This window comes from Sphingosinicella sp., from assembly GCF_013911755.1.
Classification (GTDB): Bacteria; Pseudomonadota; Alphaproteobacteria; order Sphingomonadales; family Sphingomonadaceae; genus Sphingosinicella.
Map to the genome: position 1 here is coordinate 22,785 of NZ_JACESP010000025.1, position 23,278 is coordinate 46,062.

At 63.6% G+C, this 23,278-nt stretch carries 17 protein-coding genes; 10 read left to right on the forward strand and 7 right to left on the reverse strand.

The genetic code is table 11. The annotated features are described in order from the left end of the window. The first annotated feature begins 40 nt into the window (after positions 1-40). From H2052_RS15175 to H2052_RS15185, 3 genes are all read left to right on the forward strand, one after another. The gene (locus H2052_RS15175; RefSeq protein WP_293783429.1) at positions 41-826 is read left to right on the forward strand and encodes a hypothetical protein; all 786 of its coding nucleotides are present in this window, start codon (positions 41-43) and stop codon (positions 824-826) included. A gap of 107 nt (positions 827-933) precedes the next feature. Beyond that, on the forward strand, positions 934-2,964 hold the full coding sequence (locus tag H2052_RS15180) for a TonB-dependent receptor (protein ID WP_293783432.1): 2,031 nt from the start codon (positions 934-936) through the stop codon (positions 2,962-2,964). 69 nt (positions 2,965-3,033) lie between these two features. Then, positions 3,034-4,653, forward strand: a complete 1,620-nt coding sequence (locus tag H2052_RS15185; protein ID WP_293783435.1) for a hypothetical protein — start codon at positions 3,034-3,036, stop codon at positions 4,651-4,653. Between the two features lie 23 nt (positions 4,654-4,676). Here H2052_RS15185 and H2052_RS15190 read toward each other — a convergent pair whose 3' ends face one another. The 4 genes from H2052_RS15190 to H2052_RS15205 all read right to left on the reverse strand — a co-directional run bounded on the left by H2052_RS15190 (position 4,677) and on the right by H2052_RS15205 (position 9,635). Further along, positions 4,677-5,720 carry an alpha/beta fold hydrolase gene (locus tag H2052_RS15190; RefSeq protein WP_293783438.1) on the reverse strand — a complete coding sequence of 348 codons (1,044 nt, stop codon included), beginning with the start codon at positions 5,718-5,720 and terminating at the stop codon, positions 4,677-4,679. Between the two features lie 55 nt (positions 5,721-5,775). Then, the gene (locus H2052_RS15195; protein WP_293783441.1) at positions 5,776-6,945 is read right to left on the reverse strand and encodes an iron-containing alcohol dehydrogenase; all 1,170 of its coding nucleotides are present in this window, start codon (positions 6,943-6,945) and stop codon (positions 5,776-5,778) included. 32 nt (positions 6,946-6,977) lie between these two features. Next, the gene (locus H2052_RS15200; RefSeq protein WP_293783444.1) at positions 6,978-8,315 is read right to left on the reverse strand and encodes an amidohydrolase family protein; all 1,338 of its coding nucleotides are present in this window, start codon (positions 8,313-8,315) and stop codon (positions 6,978-6,980) included. Positions 8,316-8,411: 96 nt separating this feature from the next. Continuing rightward, positions 8,412-9,635: an MFS transporter gene (locus tag H2052_RS15205; protein ID WP_293783446.1), complete on the reverse strand. Its 1,224-nt coding sequence runs from the start codon at positions 9,633-9,635 to the stop codon at positions 8,412-8,414. A 262-nt stretch (positions 9,636-9,897) separates the two neighbouring features. On the opposite strand from H2052_RS15205, the gene H2052_RS15210 reads away from it, so the two are divergent. The 3 genes from H2052_RS15210 (at position 9,898) to H2052_RS15220 (ending at position 11,678) form a co-directional block, all read left to right on the forward strand. Beyond that, positions 9,898-10,152 carry a DUF6356 family protein gene (locus H2052_RS15210; protein ID WP_293783449.1) on the forward strand — a complete coding sequence of 85 codons (255 nt, stop codon included), beginning with the start codon at positions 9,898-9,900 and terminating at the stop codon, positions 10,150-10,152. Positions 10,153-10,163: 11 nt separating this feature from the next. Then, the gene (locus tag H2052_RS15215; RefSeq protein WP_293783452.1) at positions 10,164-11,177 is read left to right on the forward strand and encodes a putative sulfate exporter family transporter; all 1,014 of its coding nucleotides are present in this window, start codon (positions 10,164-10,166) and stop codon (positions 11,175-11,177) included. Between the two features lie 87 nt (positions 11,178-11,264). Further along, positions 11,265-11,678, forward strand: coding sequence for a hypothetical protein (locus H2052_RS15220; RefSeq protein WP_293783455.1), 414 nt, complete (start codon positions 11,265-11,267; stop codon positions 11,676-11,678). Between the two features lie 8 nt (positions 11,679-11,686). On the opposite strand, the gene H2052_RS15225 is transcribed toward H2052_RS15220, so the two are convergent. The 3 genes from H2052_RS15225 to H2052_RS15235 form a co-directional block, all read right to left on the reverse strand. Then, a complete protein-coding gene (locus tag H2052_RS15225) occupies positions 11,687-13,063 on the reverse strand; it encodes a peptide MFS transporter (RefSeq protein WP_293783458.1) in 1,377 nt (458 codons plus the stop codon). 25 nt (positions 13,064-13,088) lie between these two features. Then, on the reverse strand, positions 13,089-14,405 hold the full coding sequence (locus tag H2052_RS15230) for an MFS transporter (RefSeq protein WP_293783461.1): 1,317 nt from the start codon (positions 14,403-14,405) through the stop codon (positions 13,089-13,091). Positions 14,406-14,517: 112 nt separating this feature from the next. After that, on the reverse strand, positions 14,518-15,441 hold the full coding sequence (locus tag H2052_RS15235) for a LysR substrate-binding domain-containing protein (RefSeq protein WP_293783464.1): 924 nt from the start codon (positions 15,439-15,441) through the stop codon (positions 14,518-14,520). 148 nt (positions 15,442-15,589) lie between these two features. Between H2052_RS15235 and H2052_RS15240 the strand changes: the two genes are divergently transcribed. From H2052_RS15240 to H2052_RS15255, 4 genes are all read left to right on the forward strand, one after another. Further along, the gene (locus tag H2052_RS15240; protein ID WP_293783467.1) at positions 15,590-16,615 is read left to right on the forward strand and encodes a DUF1611 domain-containing protein; all 1,026 of its coding nucleotides are present in this window, start codon (positions 15,590-15,592) and stop codon (positions 16,613-16,615) included. A 211-nt stretch (positions 16,616-16,826) separates the two neighbouring features. Then, positions 16,827-19,565, forward strand: coding sequence for a TonB-dependent receptor (locus tag H2052_RS15245; RefSeq protein ID WP_293783470.1), 2,739 nt, complete (start codon positions 16,827-16,829; stop codon positions 19,563-19,565). A gap of 60 nt (positions 19,566-19,625) precedes the next feature. Continuing rightward, the gene (locus tag H2052_RS15250) at positions 19,626-22,046 is read left to right on the forward strand and encodes a DPP IV N-terminal domain-containing protein (protein WP_293783473.1); all 2,421 of its coding nucleotides are present in this window, start codon (positions 19,626-19,628) and stop codon (positions 22,044-22,046) included. Positions 22,047-22,069: 23 nt separating this feature from the next. Continuing rightward, a complete protein-coding gene (locus tag H2052_RS15255) occupies positions 22,070-23,182 on the forward strand; it encodes a membrane dipeptidase (protein ID WP_293783476.1) in 1,113 nt (370 codons plus the stop codon). Positions 23,183-23,278 lie beyond the last annotated feature (96 nt).

Sequence of the window (23,278 nt, forward strand, 5' to 3'; positions counted from 1 at the left end):
GTGCACATTTAGTGCCGTTCATTTATCGAAGGCAATTGCCATGAGCGTTCTGCGAAAGCCGTTTTTCGATCTCCACAGGTTCTTCCTTGCCCTCTTCATTTTCGCTGTGCTCGCCCTTACCGGGTCGGAGGTGTATGCGGCGGGTCCCCAGCACCTCCTCATCACCTACAAGAGCACAGCGGCGAAGCGCCCTGCGTTTCGCCAATACCTGGAAGGCGCCGGAACCCAGCGTTTCGAAGCCCTGAAGAAGGCCGGCAAGATCGCGGACTACCAGTTCCTGTTCAACTGGTACAACGACACGCTGACGTGGGACGCGATGGCAATCATCCAGTTCAAGGACTATGCCGACGTTGCGAAATGGAAAACGCTGGAGCGCACGTCGCCCGGCGGACTCGGCGCAAAAGGCCTTGCGCTCGGCGAGCCGGTCATCACCGTTTCCGCCGATCTCCTGTGGGAAGACGGCGTCGCCGCGCCGCCCGCCAGCGGCCGCGTATTCTACGTAATTCCGTATGAGTATCGCGAACTCGCCGAATACAAGAAATACGTCGACGGGTACGTGATACCGCAAGTGCAAGGCTGGATGCGCGAGGGCATTCTCTCGCGCTACCGCATCTTCCTCAATCGCTATCCCGTCGGCGCCTCCTGGGATGCGCTGTTCGTATACGAGTACAAGGACATCGAATCCTTCGGAAAGCGCGAACCCACGATCACCAAGGTGCGCGAGCCGCTCCGCAAGGACCCCGAATGGGCCGCGCTCAACGCGATCAAGCAGCAGATCCGTGCCGAAAGCGAAAACATTATCGCGGACGATCTTGCCGGACGTTGAGTCTCGCACTGCCCTGCGACTGACAATTCACTGACAGCCGCAGCGGGGCGCGTGTCAGGTACATTCAGGCAGATGCCCCTCGTCATCATACGAGGGGCTTTTCACCAATGTTTTTGTGTTCTCCTTCCCGCCAGGCGCTTGCCGCGGTTATTCTGGTTTCAACGCACGCCGCATCTGCGGTTGCGGCTGACACAAGCAGCAGCGTTACAGCGTTCGAACCCGGCTATTTCGCCAGCGCGCAGCCCGTGTCCGCGCTCGACATCGTGAAGCTGGTGCCGGGTTTCCGTCTTGAGGAAGGCGACAGCGAACTGCGCGGCTATTCCGGTGCCGGCGGCAATGTTCTCGTCGATGGCCAGCGTCCGCCGAGCAAGGAAGATGCACTTGAAGACGTGCTGAAGCGCATTCCGGCGGGAAGTGTGGAACGCATCGAGCTGATCCGCAGCGGCGCGGGATACGATATGCAAGGCTACACGCTGCTCGCCAATGTCGTCCGCAGTCATGCCCAGTCGCTGAGCGGGCGTATCGAGGGCACCTACGCGAATTACCGCCACGGCTATGACGCGCCGCGCCTTGCCGGTGAACTCCGCCATGTCGCGGGCGACCACATTCTCGATCTGTCCGGCGCCATCTATCGAGATATCGACAACGAGCATGGTTTCGGCAGCCGCGATCGCGTGACGGAGGATGGTACGCCCGTTCGGCTCGGTGTCTACGGCCAGCCGGAAGGTGACAATATCCGCGAAATTCTCGGCAGCTATCAATTGCCGCTGGCAGGCGGCACGGCGCGCCTGAACGGCCTTTACAAGATGAAGAAGATGTTCGCGAACATAGACGAGCAGGTCACGTTTCCAACGCCTTATGATGCCTCCGGCACTGAACGCGTGAATACCGAATCGACAGAAATGGGATTCCATTACGACCGCGCGATCGGCGCGCGCAGCCAGGTCGAGCTGCTCGCGCTGCGACGGACGACGGGAATAAACGGCACGGACAGATCATTCGTGCCAGGCGGCGACGACGTGACGCGCGAGAACTCGGACGGGAGCGAAACCATCCTGCGCGGCGTATTGCGCCAGAAAGCCGGCAACATCTCGCTCGAAGGCGGTATCGAGGGCGCGTTCAACGTCCTCGACAGTCACAGTGCGCTCGAAGAGGACGGCATCGACATTCCCCTTCCCGCCGCCAGCGTCCGCATCGAGGAAAAGCGCGCGGAAACCTTTTTCACCGCGGCATGGCACATATCGGGTGCGCTGACGGTAGAAGCGGGCAGCCGCTACGAAACCTCTACACTGACGCAGAGCGGCGACAGCGCGCTCCGGAAATCGCTTTCCTTCATCAAGCCGCGCGTACTCGTGCGGTGGGCGCCGTCGCCCCGCGACGAAATCCGCGTGCTGTTCGAGCGTTCGGTCGGGCAACTCGATTTCGCCGATTTCGTCGGCTCGGCATCGCTCACCAGCGGCAGCGTTACCGCAGGCAACAAGGATCTGGAACCCGACAGTCTGTGGCGCACTGAACTCGCCTGGGAACGCCGCATCGGGAAAGGGTCCGTCGTCGTTACAGCGCGGAACGAATCGATTAGCGATGTTGTCGACCGTATCCCGGTCGTTACGGACAGCGGCGTTTACGATGCCGTCGGCAATATCGGCAGCGGGCGCCGCCAGGAATTGCAGTTCGATTTCAATCTACCATTCGACCCGGTGGGGCTGGCCGGCGTCGCCCTGCAAGGCAGTGGTCTCTGGCGCCGCAGCCGCGTCACCGATCCCGTGACCGGCGAGCGTCGGCGCATTTCGGAAGACCTGCCGCTCGAAGCCAAGGTGAGCCTGACACACGACATCGCGCGTTGGCACACCCGCTGGGGTCTCAACTATGTGCACGCCGAGAAAAAGACCAAGTTCAAGATCGACGAGGTCGAGATCGACCGCGTACCCGACCGGCTCGACGCCTTCATCGAATACAAGCCGGATACGGCGTGGACGCTGCGCGCCTTCGCCAAGAATCTTACGAGCAGCCCGGCGGTCCGCACGCGCAGCATCTACACCGGACTGCGCGGATCGACCCCGATCCGCTATATCGAGCGGCGCGAACTGAACAGCGGTCCCTATGTGGGCTTCACGATCCAGCGTACATTCGGCGGATGAGCGCCCATGCAAGCTTCCTGACAGTTGAGGCCGCTAAGCTCGCGATCCTTTGGAGGGGGTAAGCGATATATGCGGTGGAACATTCATGCCGGTGCAGGCGTCCTGCTGCTGTCGATAACGGCGGGCATCGCGCCCGCCGAAGCCTCCGATCGCTTCCCTCCGCCGGAGTGCGAAACCTATGTCGCCTACGACCGCGACATGGTGCTGCCCGGCTATCTTATTCCTTCGAAGGCGGGCGCCAAGGTCTGCGTTCCGTTCACGACCGTGGGCGCGAGGCCCCCGGCGGACTACAAGGGCGATTTCTACGTCGATGAATTCGCGGAGCCCGTGCTCCGCGCGCGCTGGCTTCAGTGCAAGGCCGATCCCGTGTGCGCGGCGCGGGTGTCGCCGGTCGTGAACGGCCGCAAGCCCCCGAACCGCGAAAAGCGCATCACCGATCCGCACCATCGCCACCTGCTCGGCAAGATCGACGAGAATGCCGACCTCGCGGCGATCCGGCGCCCGGCGTTCTTCGGGCAGGCGCCCTATCGCGAACCCATCGCTGCCGTCGAAGCGAGCACTTACGCGATCGAATTCACCGCCCCCGCCGAAGCGCACGAGCGCATCCACAAGGGTATCGAAGCACCGGTGAAGCTGCGCGGCTGGTACATGGAGGGGCGCGGCGTGCCCGACGCGAAGGGCCGCACGGTCCGCGCGCTGATCGTGATGAGCGGCGGCGGCGGCACGCGCCTCACCGCGATCGATCATCCCGAGGACCGGCTTTACAGCGTCCATCCCGAAACCCGGAAAACCGCGATCAATGCATTCCCGAACGCGCGCACCGGCTCGCCGGGTCAGGCCGGGTGGCGATCGCTGATGGCGATGCTGAATGCGGCAGGCTTCGATGTGCTCGCCTACGACCGGCGCGGCGTCGGCGTTTCGAGCGGCTACAGCGACACCAACACGCTGCAGCAGGGCCGCGATCTGCTCGCGGCGCTCGCCAGCCTCCGCTCGGGCGAAGGAATGCGCGCACTATCGCCGAAGGGCAGGCTCTATGCGGGCGCCGATGCGGCCCGTGCGCTACGCGGCAAGGCCAGTGAACTGCCCACGCTATTGCTCGGCAACTCGCGCGGCACGATGGCAACCGGCTGGGCGATGACGATGAACTTCGACAAGGACTGCAGCTACGACCTTCCGGAGATCGCCTGCACGCCGCCCCGCCGCGACCCCTCGATCAAGGGCGCGATGCTGATGGCGGAATTTACGAGCGGCCCCGGCTTCGTCTCCGCAACGCCGACGCCCGAAGACGAAGGGCGCGGGCTCGGCAAGGATCGCGGCCTGTTCATCGGCGCGAGCCAGATCGAGCACAATATCGTCTTCTTCCCCGGCTCGGCGATCCTTGCGGGCATGAAGACATGGCCCGCCGCCTTCTTCGCACGCGGGCTCTGGGACTATGCCGCCAGCCTTGAAGGCACGATCGCCTCCTACGACCGCGTGCCGGGGCTCAAGGAGCTTGTCGTGGTGCGCGGGCCGCACCCGTTCGAAACGTGGCCCGAGGCGGAGAAGACGCGCGTCCGGGAACGCCTGCGCGCCTTCGCTTTGGCCGCGATCCGCGGCGCACACGACGTGCCCGGCGCCCGCCCGTGGACGACGATGAAGGATCTTGTCGCGACGACTGAAGATGTTTGGGAGGCATCGTCAGCGCCGTAACGAGCGGAATAGACTGCCCAGCCCTAACGCGCAGGCCCCATCCAGCGGTTGAACCAGGCGACGATGCGCTTCAGCGCGTCATCGCGCTCAGGTGTCGCGCCCTTCATGAACACGTGACCACCGGGAGCCTCGTCGTAAATCTTGGCCTCGTGGACCTTGCCGTTCGCCTTCAGCGCATCGATGAGCCGACCGGTATGGATCGTATGCGGCACGATCTTGTCGCCGCTCGTGGCGAGCACGAGCACGGGCGCCTCGATCTTGTCGACGAAATTGATCGGCGACACATTGATGTAGGCAGGCAGGTTCTCGTGCGGGAGCTTGCCCTTGAAGCTCGGGTTGGTCTCCGCGATCTCCTTGCGGCGGTAGTCCGGCTTGTAGGACATGTAGGCCACGAAATCGGTGAGCCCGACGATATCGACCGCCGCCTTGAACTGCTTGGGCGCGCGCTCGATAGCGAGCAGCGTCACCATGCCGCCACGGCTCTGACCGAGGATGCCGATGCGGCCGCCGTCGATATCCGGGCGCGTCGCAGCGTAGCGCGCCGCCGCGAGCACATCGGCGACATCGGTGTTGCCGTAATCATTCTGGTAGATCGCGTCTCCGTAGCCGCGGCTGCCGCGATATTCCGGGAACAGCACGACATAACCCGCCTCCACCACCGCTTCGATGAGCGGAAACCATGACGGCTCCAGCCGCTCGTGGAAGCCGCCGTGCACCATAACAACGGCGGGACGGCGAACAGTCGATGCCTTGACGGGCGTGAACACGTGCGTCGGGATCAGTTCGCCATCGCTGTTCACATACTCGGTCGAGAGCCGGATGCGGTCCGAATAGTCGAGCCGAAACTGGGTAAGGATCGCGAGCTGCTGGCTGACGTAAATCTCTTGCTGAAGGTGCTTCAGCAGCGCGGCAGGATCGTCCGTGCCTGTGTTGGTGAAACTGTCGAGCGCACCTTCGCGCTCGTCTGCCGAGCGCGCAAAATTGTTTGCGGCGCCCTTTCCGGCAGCAGGGGTTTCCGGCGCCGCCGACGCGGCCAGCGATGCGATGAGAGCCGTAACAAGCAGCATAGTCTTCCCCCTTATGCCCCTTGTGCCCGCCATAGCTGACGCCACCCTGTCGCGTTCAGGCGCCTTCCCAGACCCGAGCGTAGAGCGCAGCCACCTCCGCCTCTGCAGGAACGCGCGGATTGTTCGCGGGCGATCCCGAGGCAAGTGCCTGCGTGCACATCAAAGGCACGAGATCGTTCCAGCGTGTTTCGTCAATGCCCCACGCGGCGGGCGACGGCACGTCGAGATCGCGATTGAGCGCCGAGAGTTCCTCCAGCAGGCGTGCGACTGCCGATTGGTCGCCCTCCCCTTCCTCCGCGACGCCCATCGCCCGCGCGCAGTCCGCATAGCGCCCCATCGCGGCAGGTGCCGACCACGCCGTGACGGTGGGAAGCAGCATGGCGTTTGAAAGACCGTGCGGCACATGGAAATGCGCGCCGATCGGCCGGCTCATGCCATGCACGAGCGCCACCGAGCTGTTCGAAAAGGCGATGCCGCCCTGCATCGCGCCGAGCATCATCGCCTCCCGTGCCGGACGATCGCCGGGGTCGGCGCAGACGCGGCGGATGTTGGGCGTAATGAGCCGCATCGCCGAGAGCGCCATGCCGTCGCTGAACGCATTGGCCTTTCGCGAGACGTAGGCCTCGATGGCGTGGGTAAGCGAATCGATGCCCGTGTCGGCGGTGAGCCTACGCGGCTTGCCCAGCGTCAGCTCGTAATCGACGAGCGCCGCGACGGGCAGATAGGCAAGGCCCGCGCAGAGCATCTTCTCGTCGGTTTCGCCGTCGGTGACGATCGTGAAGCGCGTCGCTTCCGAGCCTGTGCCCGCTGTCGTGGGAATCGCGATCACCGGCAGGCCGGGCGCATCCTGCACGTGCGGCACCTTGTAGTCCGCCATCGCGCCGCCGTGGACGGCGAGCATGGCGATCGCCTTGGCGCTATCGAGCGGGCTGCCGCCGCCGAAGCCGACGACGCAATCGTGGTCGCCCGCCTTCAGGAATGCGAGACCCGCCTCTATCGAGGCGACGGTCGGGTCCGGCACCGTTTCGGTGAAGACGCGCGCCGTGATCCCGGCCGCACGCAATCCGTCCAGCAGCCGCTCGACCATGCCCTGCCCGGCGAGGAAGGCATCGGTGACGACGAGCGGCCGCGACACGCCGAGCGTGCCGAGCACCTCGGCAAGCTGCTGCGCGGCGCCGCCGCCGATCCGCAGGATGCGGGGGAGTGCGATGCTGGCAACCGTCAACGGATCATCTCCTCCCCCGATCGCAGCAGGCCTCAATCCGCAGGGGAGCCCTGGCGCTTGCCGCCCGCCTTGTGGACGACGCCACGGCGCATCACGAAATCGACGCTTTCCATGCGCGTCACGTCGTCGAGCGGGCTGCCCGCGACCGCGATGATGTCGGCATCCTTGCCCGGCGTGATCGTGCCGATGGTTGCCGAGCGGCCGAGCGCTTCGGCGGCGTTCACGGTCGCGGTCTGGAGCGCGGCGGCAGGCGACATACCCGCCTTCACCAACAGCGCAAATTCTTTCGCATTGTCGCCATGCTTCGAAACGCCGCTGTCCGTGCCGAACGCGACCTTCACGCCCGCCGCGAACGCCTTCTTGTGGCTGTTGAACGCATTCGCCGCCGCTTCCTCCGCCTTCGGAATCACCGCGGGCGGCAGCGCACCGGCGCGTGCCTGCGTGACCGCCGTATTCGCGGCGAGCATGGTGGGCACGAGCCATGTGCCGTGCGTCTTCAGCAGCTTGATCGCTTCGTCATCGAGGAACGAGCCGTGATCGACCGTGTCGACGCCCGCCGGGATCGCCGCCTTCGTGCCCGCGGCATGGTGACTATGCGTCGCGACCTTGCGGCCAAGACCGTGCGCCGTGTCGATCACCGCCTTGATTTCCTCGTCGGTCATCGAGCGGCCGAGACCGCCCGAGACATTGGAAAGCACGCCGCCCGTCGACATGAACTTGATGACCTGTGCGCCGAGCGCGACCTGCTGGCGCACCGCGCGGCGGCAATCGTCCGGGCCATCGCACGTGTTGATCTGGTGCTGGTGGACGGCGTTGAAATATGTCTCCGCAAGGCCGTTCGACGGGTCGCCGTGGCCGCCCGACACCGAAATCGGCGCGCCGGCGTTCACGATCGTCGGCCCTTCGACATCGCCGCGCTCGATGCCGTCGCGCAGCGCGCGGATGCCGCGCGGGCTGCCGCCGAGGTCGCGCACGGTCGTGAAACCGGCATCGAGCGTGACCCGTGCGTTCGAGACGGCGTACATCATCTCGTCGGCTTCATCGCTCGTCATCGCGGTGAGCCGGGCGCGCAGCGGATCGCCGCCAATGCCCCAGAAGTGAACGTGGAGGTCGATGAGGCCCGGCAATACGAAGCGGTCCTTGAGATCGACGACCTTCGCGCCCGCCTGCGGCTCGGCATAGCCGTCGCGCACTTCAGCGATCTTGCCGTTCCGGATGACGATCGTGCTCGGCCCGCGCGGCGCCTTGCCGGGCTCGGCAAGCAGCGTTCCGGCGTAAACGAGAGTAACGGCCTCGCCCGTTGGCGCGGGCTGCGCGGCAAGGAGCGAGGTGGAAAGCAGGGCGAGGCTGACGGCAGAAACACGACGCATATGGAAAATCCCCTGAAACTTTGGATATGGACCCGTCATAGTCCTGCTTCTTTCGAGGGATCAAGGCCGGCCGGTGCCGCGATGGCGGAAACCGGGTCAGGCCGGGTCGCGGTGCCTTTCGATATGCCGGCGCAGGATCATCAGCGACACGGCAAGCAGCGCCATCAGCAGGGCTATGGTGACGAAAAAGCCGCCGGCCTGCCAGCCGATGAGCACGCCGCCCGCCACCGCGCTCATCATCGCACCCGTCCGCCCGAAGCCGAGCGCCACGCCGATCGCCGTCGACCGCGTTTCGACCGTGTAGAGCTGGGCGGCGACCGCAAAGAGGATCGACTGGATGCCCGCGCTGGAAACGCCGAGCACGGCGATCAGCGAAACGCTGAGCAGGAACGCGTCCGGATGCGGCGGAAAGACCGCGAGCAGCACGCTGGTGACGGCGCCACCAAGCGCCATCGTGACGAGCACGACCCGCGACCCGTACGTGCGAATGAGGAGCGCGCCGAGCAGCGCGCCCACGATGCCGCCACAGTTGAAAAGCGCCGCGCCGATGCTTGCATCACCGAGGTCGAAGCCCGTTCCCACAAGCAGGCTCGGCAGCCAGTTGAGCGAGAGGTAGACGGCCATCAGCGACCAGAAATACGAAATCCAGATCGCCAGCGTATCGCGCCGCGCATCCTTGCCGAGTACCAGCGCCAGGGTCTTGCCGAAACCCAGTGAAGGCGTGGGACTGATATCGGGCGTTTCGGGTGCGGCCGAGACCTCATATTTCTGCAGGAACAGAAGCACGCCGAGCAGGATCGAGGCCACGCCGCAACCGATGAACAGCGGCCGCCAGCCGAACGTGGGCAGCACCCACGATGCAATGATACCGCCCAGCATTCCGCCGAGCGGAATGCACAGGATCGTGGCGGTGACCGCAACAGCCCGCCATCGGGGCACTATGGTTTCCGACATCAGCGCGGCCGCATTCGGAAGCGCGCCGCCCATGCCGAGACCGGCGATGAAGCGCAGGAGCAGGATTTCGTTCACGCTGCCCGCCATGGCGCAAAGCCCCGTGAACAGGCCGAAAAGCACAACGCTGATGCCGAGCGCGATGTGCCTGCCGAAACGATCGCCGACATAGCCGAGCACGATGGTTCCCGCCGCCATGCCGACAAGCCCGGCCATGAAGACGAGACCGAACGCACTCTTCTCCGCGCCCCATTCGGCAGCGATGGCGGGCAGCGCAAAACTCAGCGCCTGGCCATCGAGACCATCGAGCAGGATCGCAAGGACGGTAAGCACACCAAGCGGCCGATACGCCGGCCGAACGAAAATCACCTGCACCCGATTCCCCCCCACGCAAGGCGCACCACGGCCGCCCCCACGCAGCACATATCGCAGTCAGGCCGCCGTGCGAACGCAATTTGCGGGCGTGACGCACTTTGCGCTCAGGCTTCGGGGTTAGAATAGAAATCCATGAAAGCTTTGATTGTTGAACATTCATCCCAGAAATCAGGAAAGACCGCCGCGCATTTGGGGACACCTTCTGCACCCCTCTCCGTATTCTACGCCCATCACCGGACGAGGGCGGAGGTTACACATGCGATCATTTTTAAGGCTCTTCACAACTCATCCGGCTTCGATAGGGGAGAGCTATTTCGAGCACATGGCCATGTCGTTCGGCTTTTCGATGCGCATGTTCGGCGGCTGTCTCGCCTGCCTGCTTCACGGCCTGCTGCCGTTCCTGTTCGTGCGCACCGGCAGCGACCAGATTCGCATTCTTCATGACCGGATGGTCGCGCACCGCGACCGCCGGCTTCCCCGCATCAACGGAGACCTGAGCGGCGCCCGCTAGCGATGGCCAGCATGGGAGGCGATCCGGCGCAGGCCAGCGCAAACACACGGCCCGGCGCAGCCCCCTTCCTGGCGGGCATCGCGCTCTGCGCCTGTCTGGCGGCAGGCGCCATGGGAATCGCGAGCGTTTCGGGCGTTCCCGGCGTGGTTGCCGGGCTGGTGATCGGGATGATCGCCCGCTTCCTGTTCCCGGGGTTCGTGGACGCGAGCGAACCCGGCATACGCTATTGCAGCCGCACAGTGCTGCGCATCGCCGTGGCGCTGCTCGGGCTTCGGCTGGCGGCACCCGACCTTGCCGCGCTCGGCCCCCGTGCGATCGGCATCGTCGCGGTATCGCTCGTCGCCACGATCGGCACCGGCTACCTGATCGCAAGGCCGATGCTGCGCGACCGGCATGTCGCGGCCGTGGCCGCCGCGGCGGTGGCGGTGTGCGGCGCGTCTGCCGCGCTGGCGGTTTCCGCGATCTTTCCGCAGCGCGCCGCGCTCGAGCGGATGACTACGCTCGTCGTCATCGTCGTATCGCTGTTGAGCACGATTGTGATGCTGGCGTATCCGCCGCTCGCAGTCGCGCTCGGCTTTTCGCCGGCGGAAACCGCGCTGCTGTTCGGCGCGGCCATCCACGATGTCGCGCAGGTCGCCGGGGCCGGCCTTGCGATCTCCCCGGAGGTCGCGACGCAGGCGGTCGCCGTGAAGATGATCCGCGTCGCGGGGCTTTTGCCGATCGTTCTTTGCTTCGGACTCCTGCTGCGCGCGAAGCACGACGGCGGCACGCGCCCCGGGCTGCTGCCCGCGTTTCTGGTCGCCTATGTCGCGCTTGCCCTGATCGCCGGGTTCGGGCTCGCTCCGCCGCTCCTCATCAGCCTCGGCAGTACGGCGGCGACATGGTTGCTGACCGCGGCCGTCGCCGCGCTCGGGCTTTCCACCCGGCTTGAAGACCTGCGCGCCGCGCCGCCGCTCCTGCTGGTGTTCCTTGCCGCCCAAACGCTGTTGCAACTGGCGATCGTGGTGCTGCTCGTTCGCGCGTAACCGTCCGGGCGCGCCGTTCATTCTCCAGCCATGTTCTGAGGAAGAAAAAGAGGTACAGTCTTCAGATCAAGCGAAAAGGAAGGCCAGATGAATAGGACGTTCTTCATCCTTCTCTCCGGCGCATTGCTCGCCGGCACGGCGGCGCAGGCCAAACAGCCGACCCCCGACGAACAACTCGCGCGCGCGATCGAAGGCCGCGTCGCCGGCAAGCCGCAGGACTGCCTGAGACAGCGGGACATCCGCTCCTCGCGGATCATCGACCGCAAGGCGATCATTTATGAAACGTCGGGCGGCACGATCTATGTCAACATACCCGACTCAGGCGCGGCATCGCTGCGGCGGGATTATGTGCTCGTCACGAACACGCATTCGGATCAGCTCTGCTCGGTCGATATCGTGCGCCTGTTCGATTCCGGATCGCGCATGCCGGCCGGATCGGTGGGCCTCGGCAAGTTCGTGCCCTACACGAAGCCGGCCAAGGCAGACGCTGACAAGCACTGATCGCGGCGTCAAACCCGCGGTGCGAGCAGCTTTCCGATCGGGCGCATTACAATCAGCATGATCAGGAACGCTGCGAACGCGAGCGCCGCGTGGAGCGCGAAGAAGCTGGCGTGGCTCAGCGTCTCCCAGAGTCCGGCCAGCGTGCCGACGAGGAGATTGCCGAGGAAGATGGACAGGAAAAGGATGCCCATCATCGTCGAATTGACCTGCGCCGGCGCTGCCCGCGAATAGAGCGCGAGCTGTGTCGGCCAATAGAATATGAACCCCAAGGCGTTCAACGCATAGAGCGCGACCGGCCAAAGCGCGCTGACGGTTTCGCCCTTGTCGGCCCACCCGGCGGGAACGACCATCATCAGATTGGCAGCGGCAATGATCAGATAGCCGATCGTGATCTTGGTGAGATCATGCGGTTCGCGGTTCCGTTTCGCCTGCCACTGCCAAAGGGCGATCAGGAGCGGCACAGCCATGATGCAGAACAGCCCGTCGAGCGCGTTGAACGATGTCGCCGGAATGGTCCAGCCGAAGAGGCCGCGGTCTACCGATGCTTCGATGAACAGCAGGCCGGCATTCATTTCCTGGAAATAGGCCGCGCCGGGCAGAATCCCGATCATGCTCACGAACAGCAAGGCGGCGATGATCCGCCAATCCCGCGGTGCCAGCGCTGTGGAGGCTGCCGCGCTGCTCTGCCGCTTGCGGTCGGGAGGGAGATGCTTCCAGCCCGCGCCGTAAACCACAAGCGCGATCAGCATCAGCGCCCCGGCCGCGCCGAAACCGACGTGCCAACCGTAAACCTGCGCCAGCACGCCGCACACCAGCGGGCCGAGCAGGGCGCCGGTGTTGATCGCGGCATAGAAGATCGCAAACGCGCGGGTCCGCCGCCCCTCGTCGCCCGGCGCGTAAAGCTGCCCGACTTGCGCGGAGATGTTGCCCTTGAGGCATCCCGTGCCCAGGATCAGCAGCGACAGCGCGATCAGGAAGCTCGCATCAAAGACCATCAGCACATGGCCCGCGACCATGAGCAGCGCGCCGAGCACTACGGTGCGCCGCTGGCCCAGAAGACGATCTGCCAACATTCCGCCGAACACCGGCGTGAAATAGACGAGCCCCGAATAGAGGCTGAACACCTGGCTCGCGAAGGCCTGGTTGGAAAGCGGGCCGGTCAGCGTCTCGATCCCGGCCCGGAGACTGCCGAACGCAAGGACGCTGCCTGCGATCTCCGGCGTCAGCAGCCGCTGGAGGATGTAGAGCAGCAGCAAGCTCGACATGCCGTAGAAGGACAGGCGCTCCCACGCCTCGGTGAACGCGAGATAGGCGAGGCCCTTCGGGTGGCCGAGGAAGCCCTGCTCCTCACCCTGCACGGCGGAGGCGATTGACGCTGTCGTCACGATATTGCTTTCTGCCCGAGTGCGATCAGGCGCTGCCTGCCTTCGCAAGATCCAATCGCAGCGAACCCACCGCGGCATAGAAATGCCATGCCGCCCAGATGCCTGTCAGCCCGAAGCCCGCCAACGCGTAACGCAGCGATTGGGCGGGATCGGCGATGCGGCTGGCGAGAATGTCCGAGACGAACCCGATCAGCTGCGGCGCGATCGCAAGGTTCGCGATGTTCGCCGTGAACAGCAGAACCGCGACCGTGAAGCCGCGCATATCCGGGCGGGCCAGATTCTGGATGAGCGCGAGGCTTGGCCCGATCATCACGTTGATGAAGGGCACGAAAAGCCACAGCAGCGCGATGGCGGTCGCGCGATCCGAAACCACGTGGGCTGCGACACCGGGAATCGTGATCAGCAGCGTCAGGCCCGCGAGGAAATAGCACTGCCATTTCGGGTCCATGCGCGCCATGCGGAACATCAGGAACATTGCCGCCACCATCGCCGCCGCACCGGCCGCGCCGCTCATCAACCCGACCTGAAGCCCGGCCTCGCCGACACTGAATCCGTGCGACCTTCCAAGGAAGGCGGGGGTCCACCATACAAGGCCACCGCCGGCGAACGTCGCCACGGTGCCGCCCGCAATCACATGCATCAGCGCACGCTGCGAACGGATGAAGTCAAGCGATTGCCGGAAATCCGGCTTTTGCGCGTTGGCGCTGGCCCCGGGATCGCAGGCCCCGCGACGCGGTTCGCGAATGGTAAGAAGCATGAGGAGCGCCGGGGTGCTGGCGAAGGCAAAGATGATGAGGCAGGTTCGCCATCCGAACTGCTCCGTCAGCAGCCCGCCGCCGATACCGCCGATCGCGGACCCGAGCGAGACGCCGAGCGCGTAGATCGACATCGCGACGACGCGTTCGGACGGCAGGAAGTAGTCAGCAATGATGGAATGCGAAGGCGGCGTTCCACCGGCTTCGCCAACGCCGACGCCGATGCGCGCGATGAGCAATTGCCAGAAATTCTGCGCGAGCCCGCAGCAGGCCGTGAAGATCGACCAGATCGCCAGCGCCCAGCCGATCATTTTCCGGCGGTTGACACGATCTGCGAGGATGCCGAGCGGCAGCCCGGCGGTCGTGTAGAACAAGGCGAGTGCAACGCCGGTGAGAAAACCGACGGCGCTATCCGACAACGCGAACTCCGCCTTGATCGGTTCGATTAAAGTGGAAAGGACGAAACGGTCTGCGATGTTGAGCGCGTAGACCAGCGTCATCACCGCCAGAACCCAATAACGCTGGAGAAGACTAGCGCCCGAGGGATGCGAGATTGCAGACGTACTTCCCGAGGCGCTGACGTCCATTCCCGTATCCCCCTCCCGTGAGCCGCGCAGAAAGAGCGACAGGCGCCTTCTTGTCAATACATAAGTGTATGTGAATCTAGACAAGGTCCTGAACGGCCTGTGCGGAACGCTTTCAGAAAGGCGCCTGGTCGAGGAAGCGCTTCGCCTCGGCCCTCAGCCAGTTTCCGACAGCGTCGATGGCCGGCGTTTCCGAATACGCTCTTGGAAAGGCGAGCCAATAGGATGCGGGGCTTTTCACCTTCAAGGCGAAGGGCGCGACAAGGACACCCGCTTCCAGTAGGTCTCCGACCAGCGCAGTTCTGCCCATGGCGATCCCCTGATCATTGAGTGCGGCCTGGATCGCCATGTCGGCAAGACTGAAGAACCGCCCCTGCCCTGCCGCCACCTGCAACGCGCCGGCTTCCTGAAGCCAGACCTTCCATTCGGCATCGTTCGCGCCGCCGCTCCAGGCATGGGCATCGTGCAGGAGCGTACAGGCTTCCAGTCCGCCGGGCGCTTCCAGAGGATGGTCTTTCAGATAGGCCGGTGTGCAAACCGGCGTGATGTATTCGTCGAACAGCCTTTCGGAATGAAGACCGGCGAGCGGCTGCACGGCCTGTTCGATCGTGATATCGAAATCGCGCCCGGACAGATCGATATCGCCGTATTCAGCGATCATGAAGAGTTTGCTGCCGGGGTGTTTGGCATAAAAATCGCCGACGCGCGGCATCAGCCAGCGCAGCGCGAACGACGGATTCACACGGACACGGATTTCCGTTCTTGCACCGCCCGCGCGGAGAGCGCGCGCTTCATCTTCGATCTCTGCCAGCGCTTTGCGCACGGTGGATGCGAAGCGCTCGCCCGCCTCCGTGAGCGCGATGCGCCGAGGCAAGCGAAGAAAGAGCTTCTGCCCCAGCGCCTCTTCAAGATGCTTGATCTGCTGGCTGACGGCACCGTCGGTGACGTGGAGCTCGGCCGCCGTTTTCTTGAAACTCAACTTGCGTGCGGCGGCTTCGAAGAAGCGAAGCGAGGCGAGCGTCTGTGAATTCAGGAACATGGTCTAGCAGCGCTCGCCCTTGCCTTAGGACTACTGGTTTGTCTTGTCCGCAGCGACCGGTCAAACCCGCGTTCCCATGACAACGCACTGGTTCGGTGCCGGCTTTCGCCGTGCCTGCACACAGGCATTACGGATTTGTATAGGCAATATGCTGACGATCAAGAAACCGTTTCTCCTCATCATCGGCGATATGACGAACCCGCGCAACGCGAAGACCGCGTTCGGCCTGCGTGATTGGGCGCGCGCCGATTGCCTGGGCCAGCTTAGATTCACAGAGGAAGCGGTCGACATCGGCCTGCCTTCGATGACGGTGCTGCAGGCCGCGGCCGAAGGCGTGAAAACCGCCGTGATCGGCATTGCACCGCACGGCGGAGTCTTGCCGACGCAGTGGGTGCCGATCCTGCAGGATGTGCTTCGCGCAGGCCTCGATATCGCCTCGGGCCTTCACAGCCGTTTGAACGATATTCCGGAAATCGCGGACCTGGCCGCCGCGCTCGGGCGCACGCTCCACGATGTGCGCCACACCACGCTCTCCCTGCCCGTGGGCAACGGCAAACCGCGCGCCGGGCTGCGCTTGCTGACCGTCGGCACGGATTGCGCGCTCGGGAAGAAATACACTGCGATGACGATCGCGAAAGGCATGAACGCGCACGGTTTGAAGGCCGATTTCCGCGCGACCGGCCAGACCGGCATTCTCATCGCCGGGGGCGGCATCGCGATCGATGCCGTGGTGGGCGATTTCATTTCCGGCGCCGCAGAAATGCTGTCACCCGAAAACGACCCGGATCACTGGGACGTCATAGAGGGACAAGGCGCGATCCTGCATCCCGCCTATGCGCCGGTCACGCTCGGGCTGCTGTATGGTTCGCAGCCCGATGCGCTTGTTCTGTGCGACGATCCGCTGCGGGAAAGGCTGAACGATTTCCCCCACGTCCGATGCCCGACGATTCAGGAAGCGATGGACGCCTACCTGCCGCTGGCGCGCGCGGTCAATCCTGCCGCGCGCTTCGTCGGCATATCCCTGAACACATCATCGATGTCGGAAAGCGAGGCGTTCGCAACGATCGCTCGCACGGCGGAAGAGACCGGCCTCGCCTGCTTCGATCCGATACGAACCGGCGTGAGCGCTGTCGTAGATGTGCTGGCGGAGTTCCCTGGGAGCGCAAAACATTGAAAATACAATGATGTATGTTGAGACCTTTGCGCCGGCTGGGAAGCGGGTTATGCCGGGCTGCACCCTGCCCGGGTTGCAAGGAGTTTGGATTGCGACATTTCTTTGAAGAAAAGTTTACGGGTTTTCTCTCCTCGCCGGTCTTCATCTGCAGGGCTGGTGTGAAGATCCGATACGCGCCATTATGCCCGGCCAGAAATGGGAGGGGTTGAGTTTGCGTCGGCAACTCACGCTTGGCGGTGCTTTTGCCGTCTTCGTGGTCGTTGCCGCGAATGCTCAAGCTTTGCCGGTGCGCTCTTACGATCTTCGCATCGAAGAGCAGACTCTCGGTGAAGCGTTGTCGTCACTGGTAAGTCTTACCGGTGCACAGCTTCTCTACCCTCCCGATCTGGCCGATGTCCCGGACGCACCGCGCGTTCGCGGACGGCACACGGTCGATGAAGCGCTCGCAATTCTGCTTCAGCGCACAGGATATTCCGCCCGCCTCACCAAGAAAGGGGTGATCGTCATCACCCCGAAACCAACAGGTGAAGGCAGGGAGATGAAAGTGGCAAGCAGGGGATTGAAAGCATCGCTCTTCGCGGGGATTTCGACGTTCATATTCGGTGCGAACGGGGCAGCGGCACAGGATGTCGCCCTTGAAAGCAACGACCGCGAAGAGATCGTCGTAACCGCGCGATTCCGCCAGGAATCCATTCAGAACATCGGCGGCAGCGTCGCCGCGCTCGATGGCCGGGAGCTTCGCCGCTCCGGCATCGTGGACTTCGAAGACCTCTCGAACCGGGTCGCCGGCGTGGAGCTTCTGGATCGCGGCCCGAACACGAACGAAATCAACATCCGCGGCGTGACGAACAGCACGCAGGTTTCAGGCAACCAGCTGCAGCCGCTCGTTTCCATCCTCGTGGACGATATTCCGGTCGCGTCGGCATCCGCCTCGCAGCGCGATTTCAACTTCTTCGATTTCAACCGGGTTGAGGTTCTCCGCGGTCCGCAGCCGACCTATTTCGGTGAGGGCGCGATGGGCGGCGCGATCCGCTATTTTTCGGCCGACCCCGACCTCGATAGCGGCAAGATGATCGAGGGCATGTGGAGCAATGGCCTCAGCACCACGAACCACGGCGGCTTCAACTATCGCGTCGACAACGCGACGAGCTTCATTCTGGTGCCGGGCAAGCTCGGCGTGCGCGTGGTCGGCTTCTATCGCAAGGACGACGGCTACATCGACAACCTCGGCCTCGACAAGAAGAACATGAACGACTTCGAGTCCTATGGTGGACGCGCTATTGTTCTCTTCAAGCCGACGGAAGATCTTAGCATCCGTCTTGCCGCGCATTTCGGCCGCGACGACATCGGCGAGCTCAACTTCATCGAACCGACGACGATCGGCAATTCGGTGGGGACGGAAGACCTGATCGCGCCGTCGCTCAGCCTCATCGACGGCCTCGGCCAAGATGATTTCGAACTCTACAGCGGCAAGGTTTCATGGAACGGTGGGCCGATCACGATCGAATCGATCACCGGCCTCTACAAGCGCAAACGCCAGGCGGAAACGTTCAGCTCGGCGTATACATACGGCTTCGAAGGCTTCTTCAACGCCTTCCCGCCGTTCGATACGGCAAGCAACCTGCTCTCGTCCGACCTCACGGCCATTGCGCAGACGCGCGGCAAGGAAAAGAGCGTTTCGCAGGAATTCCGTTTCGTTTCGGACTTTGAATCGCCGCTGAACTTTGTGGCGGGCGCGTTCTATCAGGACACCGAAGCGACCGACACGGCGCTCGTTGCCGGCCCCGGATACGCCAACATCACCGACAGCGGCACAACCGAGATCGAACGTTCGACCACGCGGGTCGATACGCGGCAGTTCTCGGCGTTCGCGGAATTCAGCTATGACGTGTCGGAGCGTTTCCGCGTCTTCGCGGGTGCGCGCTACGTGAACGAAAGGGTCAGGTCGACGCTGGTCGAATCCTTCGTGATCGGCATTTTCTCGCCGATTTTCACGGATCCCGATGACATCTTTGCACCGATCTATTTCCCGGTTCCGAACGACGTGGAAGCGCTCACCGCGCCGGGCGGCCCCGGCGTGAGCTTCGATTTCAAGCTGAACACCTTCCTGCCGCGCGCCGGCTTCGAATATGACATGACCGACGATGCGATGCTTTACGGCACGATCGCGCGCGGCGTTCGCAACGGCGGCCTCAACAGCCCGTTTTCGGCGATGGGCTTCGGCCCGGTCGGCTCGCCGGAATTCGAAGACGCGCTGACCTATGGTTCCGACGATATCGTGACGGGCGAGATCGGCCTCAAGTCGCGGTGGATGGATGGCGACGTGACGTTCAATGTCGCCGGCTTCTATTCCGATTTCGATACGCCGCAGATCGGCATCAGCAATCCGGGCGCACTCACGGCAAACGGACCGCAGCTGCGCATCTACGGCCTTGAGATCGAAAGCCTTTACAAGGTGAACCCGAACGTTTCGCTGTTCTTCAGCGGCAACTATACCGAAGCGGAATACACCAAGGGTATGACGGTCTTTTCGATCGCCGGCGCACCGGCGGACTTCCAGGATCTCGCCAAGGGCAACCGCCCCCCGAACGTCCCGAAGGTTTCGTTCTCGACCGGCGCGGATCTCAACTATCCGCTCGGTGTCGGCGATATCGAGCTGACCGGGCAGGTTGCGTTCCAGTACATCGGCGAGCGTGAGACCTTTCCGCAGAACTTCCCGTCGGGCAGGCTCGGCAGCATGGAGATGCTGAACCTTCGGCTGGGCCTCGAAACCGAACGCTGGTCGCTGACGGCATATATGAACAACGTGTTCAACGACCTGGAACTGCAGGCGACGACCATTCCGACGAGCGCGGCGACACTGGTTGACGGTGTGCTCGACGGCAATCTTTCGTCGGCCTTCATCAACAGGCCGCGGACGACCGGACTGACGTTCACAGTCCGCTACTGACACTACGCAGTAGACGGCGGCGCTTGCGGGCGCCGCCGTCCTTGCCTTGGGAAGAGTGCCATGCTGAAGGCTTGTGTACGGCGAATACTGATCGGGACGCTGGTTCTGCTTTCCAGCTCCTGCGGAAGCATCGACCGCTTGGGAACGGCCGACGCGGCGCCAAGTCTCACGCACGCCGATTTCCAGCGCGCGGCACGTTTCTATCCGGATGCCGTTCGCGGCCTCGTGCTAAATGCCGCGCCGGTTCCGAACTGGATCGGGGACACCGATCAATTCTGGTATCGCCGCGACGTGAACGGCGGCTATCGTTTCGAGACCGTGAATGCCGCGACCGGTGAAGCGTCGCCCTCGTTCAACCACGAAGCGGTCGCGCGGATGCTCTCGCTCGAGCTCGGCAAGACGATTTCAGCGCAGAAACTGCCGTTCACATCCTTTCGCTATTCGGACGGCCTGAAAAGAGTCGTCTTCGCCGCAAGCGAAAAGACATTCGAATGCAGCCGCGACGCCAATTTTTGCAACATGAAGGCGGAAACGGCGCCCGATCCGGCCGCCGCCCTCTCGCCGGACGGCACGCAAGCGGTTTTTGTTCGCGATCACAACCTCTGGCTGCGCGAAACGTCGACCGGCAAGGAGAGATCGCTGACGACAGACGGGACGGCGGAATTTCCCTACCAATATACCGCGTTCCGAACGACCTATGTCGAGGAGCGTCGCGGCACCGAGCCGTCCACCTACCCCGGCGCGACCTGGTCGCCCGACGGGCGGTATATTCTTGCAGTCCGCACGGACTATCGCGGCGTCAAGACCGCGCCTTATGTCGTCGAATATCTCGCGCCGGATTCGTCGCGCCCCATCGCGCACCAGATTGCTATGCCGATGCCCACGGATGCGCCGCAGGTGCCCTACACGCTTTCGCTCATCGACCGGAAGAGCGGCCGCGCTGTCGAGGTCGACGGCGGCGCTTTCGGCTTCAACGATTACGCACCCTACTGGGCGATCGTGGGTGAGCCCGGTTGGGATATGGAGCGCGGCGAACTTTATCTCGTGACATCGACGCGCGATTCGCGCGCGCTCGACCTCATTGCCGTCGATCTCGGGACCGGCAAAGCGCGGACTATTCTCGAAGAACGAGACGGCCAGTACCTCAATCTCAATCCCTTCGACTACCATGTGCCGAACGTGCGCCTGCTGGCGAGCCGCAGCGACATTCTGTGGTGGTCGGAGCGCAGCGGCTGGGGGCATCTCTATCGCTACGACGTCAGGACCGGCACCCTCAAGAACGCCGTGACCAAGGGCGATTGGGCGGTGTTCGATATTGTGCGTGTCGATGAGGCCGCAGGTGTCATCTACTTCACGGGCGGCGGCAAGGAGGCAGGACGCAACCCCTATTATCGCCATCTCTATCGCGTCAATCTCGACGGAAGCGGGCTGAAACTGCTGACCCCCGAAGACGCCGACCATGCCTACACGAACTTTCCAGTGCGCGGCCTCAATGGTCATTACGACACGCCGGTGCAGCGCTTTTCGCCGAGCGGGCGCTATTTCGTCGATACCTATTCAACCGTGTCGGAGCCGCCGCGTACTGTCGTGCGCGCTGCAGACGGCAGGCGCGTTTCCGATCTTGTCGATGCGGACGCAAGCGCGCTTCTTGCCACCGGATGGTCCCCGCCCGAACGCCTGATCGCGAAAAGCGCGGACGGCGCACACGACATTCACGGCGTTCTCCTGAAGCCCACGAATTTCGACAAGTCCAGACGCTATCCCGTGATCGAGCAGATCTACGCCGGCCCGCAGGTATCGTTCGCGCCGCAGAGCTTCACGGACGCCCTTGGCGCGCGCGCCGCCTACATGCAGGCGCTTGCGGAACTCGGGTTCATCATCGTCGTTCAGGACGGGCGCGGCACGCCGCGACGGTCGCGGGCCTTTCACATGGCGCCGATGAAGGACGAAGATTCGTTCGCCCTTGCCGATCATGTCGCCGGAATCAGATCGGCTGCGCGAACGCGGCCCTACATGGATCTGGAGCGCGTCGGCATCACCGGCATTTCGTTCGGTGGCTACGCCTCGGCACGCGCCATTCTACTGTTCCCGGATTTCTACAAGGCTGCCGTCTCGATCGCGGGCCCGCACGACTATCGAACCATGATCTCCTCGATCTCGGTAGAACGCTTCTTCGGCGTTCCGAGGGATGGCGAGGAGGATGTCTACGCGCGCGTCGACAATCTGCATTTGGCGAAGCGGCTGGAAGGCAGACTGATGCTGATCGCAGGCGAGATCGATCAAAACGTGCCGTTCAATCAAACGGTGGCGTTTTCGAATGCGCTGATCGAGGCGGGCAAGGAGTTCGAGTTCGTGCTCGTGCCGAACGCAGCCCATGACGTGGGATATCATCCCTATGCAGCGCGGCGGCTCGCGGGCTTCTTCATTCGGCATTTGCAGCAACAGGAACCACCCGTGCCTTTTGCACAGGCGGCGAACTAGGGTTTGGACAGGGAGGTTTTCTGATGGGATCCGAAATGAACCGCCGCGGGCTGATGAAGCTGACGGGAGGAAGCCTCCTTGCCGCCGCGGCGAGCACGGCTGCGGGCCGCGCCGTGGCGGACGAGCCTTCCGCAATTGGCCCGATCGTGGTGGATGGATGCAGCCCGGCTGCGCCGACCACCGAATATCTTGAACTGCTGCGAAAAGGCGGCGTCGATTGCTGGAACGTCAGCATGTTGCCATCGCTCCTCCAAATGTCGCAGCTGCTCGAATTCGCGGCCCGAAATGCGGCATACGTGGAGATCGCCAAAACGGCCGCCGATATCCGGCGCATCAAGCGCGAAGGCAGGATTTCCCTCACCATCGGTTGGCAGGAAGCCGACCTTTTCGTCATGAAGGGCGAAAGCGACTGGTGGTCCAAACCGCCAAAGACGACGATGCGGCTTTTCTACGATCTCGGCCTTCGCGTTTGCGGCCTTATCTACAACCTGACCAATGCCTTTGCCGGCGGTTGCCTTGATCCGCACGTCGGCCTCACCAAGGCTGGGCGGACCATCGTCTCGCAGATGCAGTCGCTCGGCATATTGGTCGATGTCGGCGGCCATACCGGCGAGCAGTCCAGCCTCGACGTCATTGCGATGGCGGAGCGCCCGGTCGTGTGCACCCATTCGAACATCGCCGCGCTCAACGCCAACCCACGCAACACATCGGACCGGGTGATTGAAGGCATCGCGAAGACCGGCGGCCTTTTTGGCGTCAGCGCGATCGATCCCTTCATGAGCTGGGGCCGCGGTGATGTGGGCAAGCGCAAGGAACCGCGACGCCGCGCGGACATCAAGCGCTACGTCGACGAACTCGACTATCTGAAAAAGCTCGTCGGCGTGGATCACATCGGCATCGGCGGCGATTTCACGACCGGCGCGACGTCTTCCATCAATCCGGAGGAGTCTTTCGCATTTCCGCCGGAGATGACCTATGTTCAGGACCCGATCCAATATGCGCAGGGATTCGAAGATATTTCGAAACTCCCGGCTGTCCGCGCCGAGATGGAACGGCGGGGCTGGCGCACGGCCGACATCGACAAGGTCATGGGCGAGAACTGGATGCGTGTCTACGAGGCAAGCTTCGGGGCCTAGATATGCGGATGGCAGGCATAGAAAGCCGAGGCAGCGTGATGGATTCTGGCCTGCCATTCCGCTTCGTGCTAGCGTCCGCGTCGCCGGGTGCCCTCG